Here is a 12,489-nt window from a genome sequence, read left to right as displayed (position 1 = left end):
TGATGGTTTTTTGTTTTATTGATTTTTATTTAATCCAATAGGTTCTATATTATATTTACTAATTATATTAGTCATTTCTGCTTTCATCTCTTTAATAGCAGTTGAAGGGACTTTGATTTCTTTATTAAGTATTTTTTGCGCCATTGCTATGGCTTCTTTTCGATTTCCACTTTCATCGTACATTTTAGCAAGTAAATACATAGGGAAAAACCTAATGGGAATCATATTAGCAGCATTTTGGTAAGCTTCTTCGGCCTTATTAAATTGTTTTAAGCCTCTATAGGCATCACCTAAAGCCGTTTCTATAATAGTCGTATTCAAATGTATTTTGGCCTCCTCTAATATTTTAACAGCTTGCTTATTTTGCTTATTTATAGATAGTGTTTTGCCATAATTCATTAAAAAATCACCCTCTTTTTTTAGAATAGGGTAGACTTGTTCGTATTCTTGTATAGCACCTTCGTAATCTCCATATTGATATGTACTTAAAGCATTCTGCCACATCGTAAAGCTTTTCTCTAATGTGTTTGTGTATGTGACTCCTTTTACAATTCCTATAGTACTAAGAATAAAAATAGCTGTTTTGAAAAAACCAAATACATATGGTCTTGATCTATTTTGAATACTTAGAATTATATATTTTTTTCTATCTAATTTTGATAAAAACCCTATTAAAACGATAAGTATCATTTTTACAGGTAGTATTTGCATTGGATATGAGAAGAAAGCAAAAACACTTATAGCAAGTAATCCAGAGAATAAAATTATGACTATAAATTTTTGGGGTTCATCCACAGTCACTTTAAATAGCACATATAGAAATAATGCTAAAAACACCCCACCTATAAGTCCATTTTCTACAATATATTGCAACCATTCGTTAAAAGCATAGTACGTATTATCAGCAACTAAAGCGTCTTTCGTTTCGCCATTTTCTTTAAAAAAATGAGCTTGGGCATTCATGTAATTTGCTTTAAAACGATCATGCCCCACACCAAAAAAAGGATTTTCTTTAATTATTTTTGTAGAGACTTCCCAAATAAACAAACGCCCATTTGAAGATTCTTTTTTAAAATTATAAACACCAAATAATCCAGCACCGATAATGGATAAAGAGACTATTATTAAAATACTCTTTTTTAGTCTATTTATATTTTTAAATACACCCTTTAAAATATGATACCGATATTCTATTAAAACAGTACTACTTAGCAATATAGCTAACCATGCAGATCTTGATTGTGTTGCAGGCAATACGAGTATAATACTTATAACACCTAATAAGGGTATGTATTCAAAAAGAACTGCTATTAAATTATGCGTATAATTTGATTTATTTGTAGGTAGTAATTGCTTTAACATCTTATCTTTAAACAAGTACAATCCAAGTGCAACTGACCAAACAGCCGTTAGAAAACCAGCATAAGGCCCTGGATTAAAATAACTTCCCGTCATTCTGAACAAGGAATGATTTGAAGCGTAATACCCCAGTACTTGTAAGTTACCATAAACAGCTTGTATAATACCAGAAATAACTATAGCTAACAATAACCATAAATAGTTTTTAAATGAAAAGTTTCTTAAAACGGTATATAAAACTCCTAATCCTAATAATTCTATATATCTAATTGAAAAATTATACTCTGGTTGAATAATATATCTATTACATGCTAAATACCCCATTAACATTAAAAGGGTTATATCTAATTTGGAAATATGTATGGATTTTTTTTTAGAAAATATTATAAAAAGGATGTAGGCGCTTAAAATAGTAAAACAACTATAAAGAAAAACAAGACACTTACTAGTGATGGTAGATTGTGTATAATTGGTAATATTAATTTGAGGAAGAACAATTAGAAGTATAAAGGCCAGAAAAAAAACAGCTTTTTCTAATACAAAAAGACCTTTAATATAAATATTCTTTTTTATAATCATTTTGAAGTAATGGTGTAACATCTTGTTACTTTTTAGATGCTGTTTACACCTATTAATTTTAGGCAAATTAGAGACTGTAATAAAACACCTACAAGTTAACGATTTCACAACCAATGATATATGAAACATATTAGTCAATACAGATACTATTTTAACAATTCGTTAACTGTTTTAGTAAAATTTAGTAAAGTGAAATTTACTTGAGTTAATTAAAAAATACATCTCTATTAAATGAGGTTCACTTTCTAATTAAGAATCTAATCGTTTTGTATTTAACAACAAATATGCACTCAAAAAAAACTAGGTTTGGTTTGTGCATAAATAAGTTCGACTATTAGTTGGAATTACTGAATTGAGACAGAACAATTAGCTGAGAGCATTTGTTTTCTCATTATTCATTTAGCAATTTCAAGAAGTAAACCGAAATATTACACATAAAAGATTAAGCACAAAGCTGTAGAATTAAGTTAAGCGAAATAAAATATACAGCAAGTCCGTAAAGACATCTTTTCCTTATGTGCTTTACCGATGCGGAAAGAATTAAAAGATAATGGTAAAAACAGTTTTCTTGGTCTAGGTTGCCCAAAATGACTGATAAAAAGAAGGAGATAGACTACTAATAGACGGCAACAAAACTCTCATAAGGGATGACATGAAAAACGGCATTCTGTGCTTCCTACTTGTTAGACCTATGCTATTTTTTATGTAAATCGTCTCTTATGTTTAACAAGAAAACTTAATTACTACTGAAGACACTATAAATCATATCATAACTGATATAAAAGCACACCATGAGGCAATAAAGAGAGTTGATTTTTTCCAAATATGGTATAACATGTAAAGCAACGGCTTTGGAAATCAGGAATCATGTCTGGCACCCTGACAGATTTTACGAGCTTAAAGGTTAATGATACACGTATCAAGCAGACCAATAATTGTATGCAACTCTCCGCCATACATATTTTGTAAATCGAATTAGATTGTTCCAAATTAAACCTTTTTTTAGCACTCCCTTTCCTATAATTGTGAATTCTTCGTTATCACCAAAGACATACGTAAAAAATGAAATAGTATATCCAACCATAAAATTAAATTCAGCCAATTCCGAGTATTTATTCAATCCATTTTTTAATTCAGATTCAGTTCGTAAATCAATGTCTTTTTTAAACCGTCCATTCACATCATCAATCATAGACTACAAAAAGAAGAAATTATTTTTCCCCGCTTCAAAATCCCATTGTTTCCCGAAATCAGTTTTTACTATTCAGAAAAAAGTCTCGTTATATTTTTCGGCAGCTACTGATTCAAATATTTGTTATAGATTTTATTCATTGGGGATTTTTTCTGATTGTTACCAAGGGTATGTGGATGAGTAATTGCCTCCTGGAGGTATTTTCATTTCAAGTACCTATTAGTTATTATATATCTATTGTCCTGGCCAGAATTGGTTTTTATTAGAATCAAATACAAAAGGAAGTTCTTCTTTACCCTGAGAAAGATTCTTTAGCCAATATAAACCACTAGATGGAACATCGACATAGTTTAGTTCTTGTTTATCCGCTGTTTTTAATCCTAAGCTTTGCCAGCCAGAATTATAAACCATTAATTCATAATTATCTCCGGGAATAATATGATTTCCATCATTTCGGGTATGAACTGAAATCGATGATATGAATTGCGGAGGATTAAATCTTAATCCGACAAAAGCAATTTTTTCAGAACTTGACTGCCTTGTCGCGGTAAGCATATCGCTGTCAAATAACTTTTCTGGATTAAAACCTTTTTCAAGGTTATGTATGATTTGTCCTGTCAATAAATTTTGTTCTCGGCTAAAAAACTTTAAAGTAGCAATGTTGGCCTCTTTTGAAGAAAGACTACTTATCCTGACAGCTTTATATGGTTTTTCGGTATTTGTTTGATAGTTATTTTCTTTGTATGAATTGTAGTTTCTAAAAGCTATAAGGGTATCAACTGTAATGAAATTATTATTACTAACTTCAATCCAAGATTCGGAAATCGATTTTGCCCATCTTTCTTTTCTTCTACTAATTACACTTGTATACCCTCTTGTTAAAGGGTGTTTTCTTTCAAGTGTATATTCCCCTGTAGTATTCCAATTTGGTATCAAATAGTTAGTATGACCTAGTGAATCTAAAAATACTGGATTTGTCAAAGGAGTGAATTTATCATTCTCTAATCCTCCAATAAAATAAATTACATTTCGTCCTAAATTTTTAAAAATCAGACTAGTCCTTTCTTTTCTTCCATAATCTACAACTCTAAACCCTCTTTTTTTGTTAAATATTGCAACTGCAGGTTGCATGTCTCTGGAGAATAACTTTTCATCTATTGTTACCTGTAAATCTGAAATATCTCTATACTCACTTGTAACATCAATTTTGTTTTTTCCTTTAGATAATGAATATGTTTGGCGAAATATTTTTGGAATATTGTCGTTATGAAACAGCTGATTTACAAACGTACCATCCACAGCATCAAAACCATACCACTTGTGTTGCCATTTTATAGCTAACCAACTATGACCTACACTGTGGTGATTACCCCATTGTGGAAGATAATCATAAGTTGCAGGAATGCCAATTGACCTAAGTGCAATCGATAAAGAAATTGCAAAGTCATCGCAAACAGGTGCGCTTTTTAATGTAAAAACTTGCTTTGCAGAAAATAAATTCGGATAATGTTTGGATAAACCGTTATCCACACGAAATCGCAATGATTTTATTAAATTTGAAATTGCGGGAACGATTGAGTCAGTCCTTGCTAAAGTATCAGAAAAGGAATGCAATTTATCATGAAAGTATTCTGTTTGCAGCTCAAAAGCTGGTTCATTTTTAATTCGATATGGTAAAATAAATTCGCAATAATCTTTAAAATTGGCATCACTTTTTTCAGATAATTGTTTCCAACTGTTATATGTAATGTCGATATGCGATATTAGGTCGTTACTCTTTATGACTGAATAGTCAATTATAATCTCAGGACTACTTGTTTTAAAAGACTTTTGTTTTGACGCTGCAATCAATTCCTTTCTGCTTATTAAAACTTCTTTCTTTTCAATACTATCTGCAATAAATGTTAAGATAGAATCTATTTGAGTATCCAAAATAGAATATTTTTGGTCCATATTTTTAAACAAAAATAATGCGGCATCTTTCTTTTCTCTATTGATGTCTGTGTGCTCGTAATGGCTTATCACATCCTTGTAAAGCGGTGTGTTGATTATCTCTTTGGGTATATTATTGCATGAAAAAAAAGTAATTAGCAAAAAAATAAACATATAGTTAACTCTTTTCATTGAGGTCTGAATTTGTTTTTGATTTAATACTAGTTGTTAGTATAGATTTAACTTTAATTTTCTTGTTTTAAAATTTTTGAGCCTCCCAGATTAAACATCAATTTAAAGACTTTATTTTCTAATGTTTTGACCTTGGCAAGTCGGAGACTTTATTCTGCGCAACCAACTGTGTTTATATTTAATTTTAAGTGTTTTATTATCATTCTGTCTTTATAATTATTAGTGTAACCACCATTAAAATTGAATTATCTGCTATTTTTGATTAAGAATACATCACTAATAAACTGGTATCAAACTCATTATTTGTAATGTCCTATACCCTAACCTCATTTTCTATTTAAATGCTGTTTTAGCTTATTTATGCTAGGTACAATTAAAGACTGTAATAAAACACTTACAAGATAACAACAAGACATACAGTGCGTTATGACATATATTAGTAAATACAGATACTATTTTAACAATTTATTAACTATTTTAACGTATTGAAATAAATTTACTTGATTTTATAAATAAATCTATTTCTAGTTAAAAAAATATTATATATCGAATGAAGAATTTAACCGTTTTGTATTTAAAGATTAGAGTAAAAAACAGTTTTTCCTATCAATAATGATAGAATTCCCATTTTGGAGAAGCCTCAATTTCAACCTCCATGACCACTACAGAACCCAATATCAACGCTTCAAAAATTACAGGAAACAACTATAATTTATATTTAACAACATCAATTTTGATAAAAAATTTTTTATATTTTTATGATAAATTTTTCTTGAACTACTTCTTTATTAAAATAAGAATATAAATAGTCCATACTTTTACCTAGGATCGAAATAAGGTTATCGAATGAATTAGGTTTCATTAAAAAGAGATTCGCTCCAAAATTTTGTAGTTCTTCAATAACAGAAATATCAATAGTATTGGAATAAATAAAAATTGGAATATTTTGAAGTTTTACTTCGATTTTAATATCACTTAAACACTCCACACCATTCATCAATGGCATATTTAAATCCAAATATATGGCTTGAGAAAGAGGTTTAGTTTCATTCAATAAATTATCCATTAAGGTTACTCCATTATCAAAACTAACTACTTCTACATCTGAGATAATATGTTTAAAAGCCTCTTCAAATAGCATGCGGTCAGATTCATCGTCGTCGGCTAGATAAATTAATAATTGCTCCAGTAACTTAGATTATAATTTTAAGGTTGAATTACCTCTATAAAATATAACAATAAACGCTGTCTCTAAATAAATTATGTATAAAACATTACATTATTAAAAATGAACTAATCGTCTTCTACTTCAAGTTAAAAAAGCAGAATGCACATATTCCAAATATAAACGTAATTAAAACCTAGAATTAATCTAAATGAGATTTATTATTAACTCAACCCTATCGAATTGTCAGTTAAGAAATGATTAAAGAAAAGCTGATTATTTATAAAACAAGTGAATATTTAATTCTTAAATAATCTGTATCTATTTACCTGTCCCTTGCCTTTAATCACTGCATTAATTTTTATTAACAGTATACCTATAAATTAAAGTAGTCTTATGCAAGTTGATGTTCTATAAAAAGCAGATATAAAAACATATAAATTCTACTTTGTCTTTAAATCCTATAAATCCTATCCTTATAAAATTATGAGGTGGGTGATAAACATAAAATTTAACATTATTTGAACGCAACCAATTTATTGATTGAGCATCTAACAATTATAAGAAGTATAAAAAACAGCTATATGAAAATCCTTATTATTCAACATAAAATAATTAATAATGTTTTTCTAAATATTCATTTTATCATGTGACAATGAATTTAAAAGACTATCAGCACATTTAAATGGATAATTTTTGTATAAAATAAAGGCAAAAACCACCGATAGTTGTTTACTCTAAAAAAGTTAAATTATGTTGTAAAGCAATTCTTTTTAACCTATTCATATTCAAGTCATGTTAATGTCCGCAAATAATTTCACCCCCTCAAATCGTATTTATGAAAGAATCATTTCCATCTAAAAATATTTTTCTAGAAACTCATAATATAAATAACTTGCATAGTGGCTTTGGTCAATTCAATTATAATTTAGCAAAAGCGCTAAGTAGGGAAACTGAATTTCTAAATAAACATGAAATCATTCTCAATTGTAACAATGAGAGTGTTAAAGAAGAACTTAAAAACAATATTTCCTTTAATAATTATATACCAATTACAAGGTATCCTCTTTTCAGAATAAGACAAAAATTTGATTTATGGCACTCAGTTAACCAAAACACAAAAATAGAACCCGCTTCTAAAAACACGCCCTATTTATTAACCATTCATGATGTAAACTTTTTAGAAGAACAATCAGGAAAGCGCTTAGATTTCAGGATTAATCAACTCAAAAGCAAAATCAAGAGAAGTTCAGCTATAGTGTACGTTTCTGAATTTGCCAAGCAAAACACACGTGCTCACTTTCACATTCCGGATATACCAGAATATGTGATATATAACGGAAATAACTTCAATCATGACTCAACGAAAAATTTAGGGATCAATCACCCAAAACACGTCCCTAGTAAACCATTTATTTTTTCAATAGGAAAAGCGATGGAAAAAAAGAATTTCCACACATTAATAGAAATGTTAAGGTTTTTAAGTGATGTCGTTTTGGTTATAGCTGGCGGATTAAATACTGCATATGCAGAACTTCTGAAAGAAAAAATACAATACTATAAATTGGAAAATAGAGTGATATTATTAGGTAATATTGCCGAATCAGATAAAATATATTACTACAAAAACTGTCTTGCTTTTGCTTTTCCTTCTTTAAGAGAGGGTTTTGGCCTTCCGGTTCTAGAAGCCATGACCTTTGGCAAACCAATATTCTTATCTAACAAAACATCTTTACCCGAAATAGGTGGTAAACATTCATTTTATTGGGATAATTTCAATGCGTTAGATATGGCAAACGTTTTTGAAGCAGGAATGTCCACTTTTGAAAACAATAAAGACACCTTCCAATCGGCCTATATAAACCACTCACAAGAATTTACTTGGGAAAAAGCAGCCAAGGACTATATAAATGTTTATAAAAGCATTTTAGAATAATAACCCTATTTATATCCAATCACTATACACTAAATGAAAAATTTTAAAAGGTTTCTTAAATACCTTATTCCTTACAAAAGACATCAAATGTTAAGCATCCTGTTCAATATTCTGTATGCTCTTTTCTCCTCATTATCTATGCTTTCACTTTTACCTATGATGAAAGTTTTATTCGAGGAGGGCGAAAAATTAAAAGTAAAACCTGTACTCCATAGTTTTAAAGATTTTGACTTAAACTACATTGAAAATTATCTCAATTATTTTATTACTACAATGAACGACTCTAGAGGTCCTTTAATTACACTAATTACTATAGTGGGATTTGTGTTGAGTACATTTTTACTCAAAAACGTGTTTAGTTATCTCTCTATTTTATATATGACTTATCTAAACAACGGTGTTTTAAAAGACTTAAGACAAGACGTATATAACAAAGTTATAAGCTTAAATGTAGCCTTTTTTTCTAATGAAAGAAAAGGCGATCTTATCGCTAGAATGACCTCGGATATTAATACTATAAAAGTATCATTCATAAGTATTTTAATGATGATTAGAGAACCATTAACCATTCTTTTTACGCTAGTTGCAATGATTGTTATCAGTTGGAAACTGACCCTTTTTGTTTTCTTTTTTATTCCTATATCTGGATTTTTAATTTCAAAACTTAGTAAAGGTATCAAAAGTCAATCGGGTGACATATTTGCATTAGAAGGTCATTTACTGTCTAATATAGAAGAAACTTTAGGTGGTATAAAAATCATTAAAAACTTTACCGCAGAAAGCTTTTTTTTAAAAAAGTTTAACAATTTCACAAAAGAAATAAATGATTTAAATAATTCAATCGGTAAAGTCATGAGTTTATCAGCACCAGCCAGTGAATTTTTAGGGATTTTAGTTATATCTATATTACTAATTTATGGTGGTTCTTTAGTACTAATTGACCAATCTTTAAGTGGTGGTGCTTTTATGGCATATATGGGATTAGCTTATCAAATTCTAACACCTGCTAAAGCCATCACAAAAGCGCATCATGCTTTACAAGGGGGAAATGCAGCTTATGAAAGAGTTGCTTTTATCTTAGATGCCGAAAATCCATTAAAAGACAAAGCGAATGCTAAGTTAATTACTGAATTTAAGCATGAAATTAAATTTAATAATGTATCATTTAAATACAAAGATGACTACGTCCTTAAAAACTTTAACCTTACAGTACCTAAAGGTAAAATAGTGGCACTAGTAGGGGAATCTGGAAGTGGCAAATCCACCATTGCTAATTTAATCACGCGTTTTTATGATGTAAATGAAGGCAGTATCACTTTTGACGGTGTTGATATTAAAGATGTAACTACAAAATCTTTAAGAGAACAAATGGGAATAGTCGCTCAAGATTCTATATTATTTAATGATACAATTGCAAATAACATATCCTTAGGTATTGAAGAAATTGATGATGAAAAAATCATAAATGCAGCAAAAGTAGCCAATGCTCATAATTTCATTTCAGAATTTCCTAAAAAATATCAAAACATTGTTGGTGATGGAGGTAATCTGCTTTCTGGTGGTCAACGACAACGCATTGCTATAGCCAGAGCAGTCATGAAGAATCCACCAATTATGATTCTTGATGAGGCCACTTCATCTTTAGATACTGAGTCTGAAAAACTAGTTCAAAATGCCCTTGAAAACATGATGGAAAATCGTACCTCCATTGTTATAGCACATAGACTATCAACCATTCAAAATGCAAATCTTATACTAGTCATGAACAAAGGAAGAATAGTAGAGCAAGGAACACATGAAGAACTTTTAAAAATGAACGGAACATATACTAACTTGGTTTCACTTCAATCATTAGAAGTATATCAACATGCATAAATGAATCAAATGAAAAATCAAATACAAGGACTTAACATCGTTGGATATACCGAAGGTATGTTTGGCATAGGAGAGGCTACGAGATTGAATATAAATGCGGCAAAAAGACTTGATATACCTCTTAATTTAATAAATTATGAAAAGGTTAAACAAAACAGCAACTATCAGTATTCCTTCAATTATGCTATTAATTTAGTTCAATTATCCTTAAAGGATCTTGAATCATTTATTGCCATTATTGATCCCAATATATTTAAAAACAAATACTCTATTCTTTTCTTAGTATGGGAATCAGAATATTTAGCCCCAGAATTGGTAGAAAACTTAAATCTTTTTAATGAAATTTGGACTCCTTCGGAATATTGCAAAAATATATTCCAGAAAACTTATAACAGCCCTATTATAATAGTTCCTCATCCAGTTGAAGTACATCTAAATTCGCTTCCAAATCAAAATACAAACCATTTTTTTGATGATAATAAGTTTAGTTTTTTATTCATATTTAGCTATCACAGCTCTGTAGAAAGGAAAAATCCTTTTTTCTTGATTGAAGCTTTTAAAACAGCTTTTGGAGATAGTGATACAGTCGAATTAGTTATAAAAACTGTTGGAGCAAAACAACACAAAAAACAAAAACAACGTTTAGAAGAATGTATTTCCAAAAACATAAAAGTTCATGACATGGAACTCGATAAAAACAGTGTTAATCACCTAATTAATAACTGTGACGCTTATGTATCGATGCATCATTCTGAAGGATTCGGATTAACACTTGCCGAAGCTATGTCTTTGGGTAAGCCAACTGTAGCAACGAATTATTCTGGTAATACGGAGTTTATGAATAAAAACAATAGTTTCCTTATAGATTATAAACTTAGTTACATAGAAAACCCAGACAATAATTTTTGCCATAAAACACTATGGTCCAATCCATTATTTGATAGCGCAATTGAAAAATTAAGAAGTATTTACGATAATTCAGATTTACGGATCGAGAAAGCTTTTAATGCTAAAATCTTTATTAAAGAAAAATTATCTTTCCATTCTATTGGCACTATAATGAAAGATCGATTAAATTATCTTTATATCAATTTTGATAAATTAGTTACAAATCAAAATCAGAATACACACCTTATAAATCAATTACAATCTTCAAAAATTGAAAATGCACAACTTAGAAGAGAGATTCGAAGAATGAAAAAAAACGTGATAATTCGTTTTATTATAATTCTAAAAAAATTAACTAGAAAGCTAAAAGGAAAGCATTAAAAACGACATAAGGATGTCTATTGTCAATCACGACTTACTAGCTAAATTTTAAAAATAAATTTTACAATTGGGCAATTCTTTTTTTATTCGTTCTATATCTCCTTTAGAAAAATTATTTCCTATTAATATTAATGTTTTTAATTGTGTGAGTTTGGTTAAATTATTTGGTAATCTTGTCAGGGAATTGTTTGATAGTATTAATAACTCTAATTTAGAAAGCGAAACAATACTTGTAGGTAGTTCTATTAGCTTATTATTATTGAGAATAAGTGTTTCTAAATTAGATAATTCAAAAATCTCGAGGGGAAGTGTTTTAAGACTATTATGCTCTAAATTAAGAGTCTTTAATTTACTGACTAACAACCAATCAGAATCAAATTCATAAAATTGATTATAACCTAAATTAAGTGTGCTCAATTTTTTTAAGTTAGAAAGTTCTTGTGGTAAAAATCGTAATTGGTTATGATCTAGCTCTAATACTTCCAAATTTCTACAATTACTTATCGTTTCGGGTAACGACGTTATATCGTTATCCGACATGTGTAAAAATCTCAAATCAGTTAGCTCACCAATGGATTTAGGTAAGGCTGTAATTTTGTTTGTGGATATATTTAAACGTACCAATTTTTGAAACTTTGAAATATCTTCTGGGATATATTTTAAATCATTTTGCTTTACAATTAACACTTCGAGATGCTTTAATTTAAAAATATCGTAATTCCATGACTCTAAACTATTACCCATCATATTCAAAAATATAAGTGATTTAAAATCCCCTATCTCTGTGGGCATATTAAATAAGTGCTGATCTCTTAAGCTTAGTTGTTCTACGGTACTGGCTTCTTTCTTTGCCAGTTCTATAGTATTAAATACTCTTGTTTTTTTAGGATTCGCATTTTGTGTATGGACAGCGCTGATTACACCAAAAAAGACAATAAAAAACGTACTACGTATCATAAATTCGTATATATAAATAGAAGCAGACAAAAT

8 protein-coding genes are annotated in these 12,489 nt (G+C 29.1%); 3 read left to right on the top strand and 5 right to left on the bottom strand.

Translation table 11 applies throughout. The features are described 5' to 3' along the window. Positions 1-15 precede the first annotated feature (15 nt). The 4 genes from ACKC83_RS11010 to ACKC83_RS10995 all read right to left on the bottom strand — a co-directional run bounded on the left by ACKC83_RS11010 (position 16) and on the right by ACKC83_RS10995 (position 6,428). Complete coding sequence (locus tag ACKC83_RS11010) at positions 16-1,938, bottom strand: O-antigen ligase family protein (protein WP_434035518.1); 1,923 nt, start codon at positions 1,936-1,938, stop codon at positions 16-18. Positions 1,939-2,857: 919 nt separating this feature from the next. Beyond that, positions 2,858-3,130 (bottom strand): hypothetical protein, encoded by a 273-nt coding sequence (locus tag ACKC83_RS11005; protein ID WP_434035517.1) that lies wholly within the window; start codon positions 3,128-3,130, stop codon positions 2,858-2,860. Between the two features lie 234 nt (positions 3,131-3,364). Next, the gene (locus tag ACKC83_RS11000) at positions 3,365-5,254 is read right to left on the bottom strand and encodes a transglutaminase domain-containing protein (protein WP_434035516.1); all 1,890 of its coding nucleotides are present in this window, start codon (positions 5,252-5,254) and stop codon (positions 3,365-3,367) included. 748 nt (positions 5,255-6,002) lie between these two features. Then, on the bottom strand, positions 6,003-6,428 hold the full coding sequence (locus ACKC83_RS10995; RefSeq protein ID WP_434037778.1) for a response regulator: 426 nt from the start codon (positions 6,426-6,428) through the stop codon (positions 6,003-6,005). Positions 6,429-7,257: 829 nt separating this feature from the next. On the opposite strand from ACKC83_RS10995, the gene ACKC83_RS10990 reads away from it, so the two are divergent. Genes ACKC83_RS10990 through ACKC83_RS10980 form a run of 3 tightly spaced genes read left to right on the top strand, consistent with a single transcriptional unit; the run spans position 7,258 to position 11,499 of the window. Beyond that, positions 7,258-8,355: a glycosyltransferase family 4 protein gene (locus tag ACKC83_RS10990; protein WP_434035515.1), complete on the top strand. Its 1,098-nt coding sequence runs from the start codon at positions 7,258-7,260 to the stop codon at positions 8,353-8,355. A 33-nt stretch (positions 8,356-8,388) separates the two neighbouring features. Then, on the top strand, positions 8,389-10,230 hold the full coding sequence (locus ACKC83_RS10985; protein WP_434035514.1) for an ABC transporter ATP-binding protein: 1,842 nt from the start codon (positions 8,389-8,391) through the stop codon (positions 10,228-10,230). 9 nt (positions 10,231-10,239) lie between these two features. Continuing rightward, a complete protein-coding gene (locus ACKC83_RS10980; RefSeq protein ID WP_434035513.1) occupies positions 10,240-11,499 on the top strand; it encodes a glycosyltransferase family 4 protein in 1,260 nt (419 codons plus the stop codon). 48 nt (positions 11,500-11,547) lie between these two features. Here ACKC83_RS10980 and ACKC83_RS10975 read toward each other — a convergent pair whose 3' ends face one another. Further along, positions 11,548-12,456 (bottom strand): leucine-rich repeat domain-containing protein, encoded by a 909-nt coding sequence (locus ACKC83_RS10975; RefSeq protein WP_434035512.1) that lies wholly within the window; start codon positions 12,454-12,456, stop codon positions 11,548-11,550. Between the last annotated feature and the right edge of the window lie 33 nt (positions 12,457-12,489).

The sequence above is a fragment of the Formosa bonchosmolovskayae genome (genome assembly GCF_051016085.1).
GTDB lineage: Bacteria > Bacteroidota > Bacteroidia > Flavobacteriales > Flavobacteriaceae > Formosa.
The sequence above is the reverse complement of the archived record's forward strand: the minus strand, read 5'-3'. Positions and strand labels throughout refer to the sequence as shown.

What these genes read in the sequence shown, in the direction of transcription:
- ACKC83_RS11010 (WP_434035518.1), bottom strand. Translation starts at nt 1,938, where the DNA reads ATGATTATAAAAAAGAATATTTATATTAAAGGTCTTTTTGTATTAGAA.
- ACKC83_RS11005 (WP_434035517.1), bottom strand. Translation starts at nt 3,130, where the DNA reads ATGATTGATGATGTGAATGGACGGTTTAAAAAAGACATTGATTTACGA.
- ACKC83_RS11000 (WP_434035516.1), bottom strand. Translation starts at nt 5,254, where the DNA reads ATGAAAAGAGTTAACTATATGTTTATTTTTTTGCTAATTACTTTTTTT.
- ACKC83_RS10990 (WP_434035515.1), top strand. Translation starts at nt 7,258, where the DNA reads ATGAAAGAATCATTTCCATCTAAAAATATTTTTCTAGAAACTCATAAT.
- ACKC83_RS10985 (WP_434035514.1), top strand. Translation starts at nt 8,389, where the DNA reads ATGAAAAATTTTAAAAGGTTTCTTAAATACCTTATTCCTTACAAAAGA.
- ACKC83_RS10980 (WP_434035513.1), top strand. Translation starts at nt 10,240, where the DNA reads ATGAAAAATCAAATACAAGGACTTAACATCGTTGGATATACCGAAGGT.
- ACKC83_RS10975 (WP_434035512.1), bottom strand. Translation starts at nt 12,456, where the DNA reads ATGATACGTAGTACGTTTTTTATTGTCTTTTTTGGTGTAATCAGCGCT.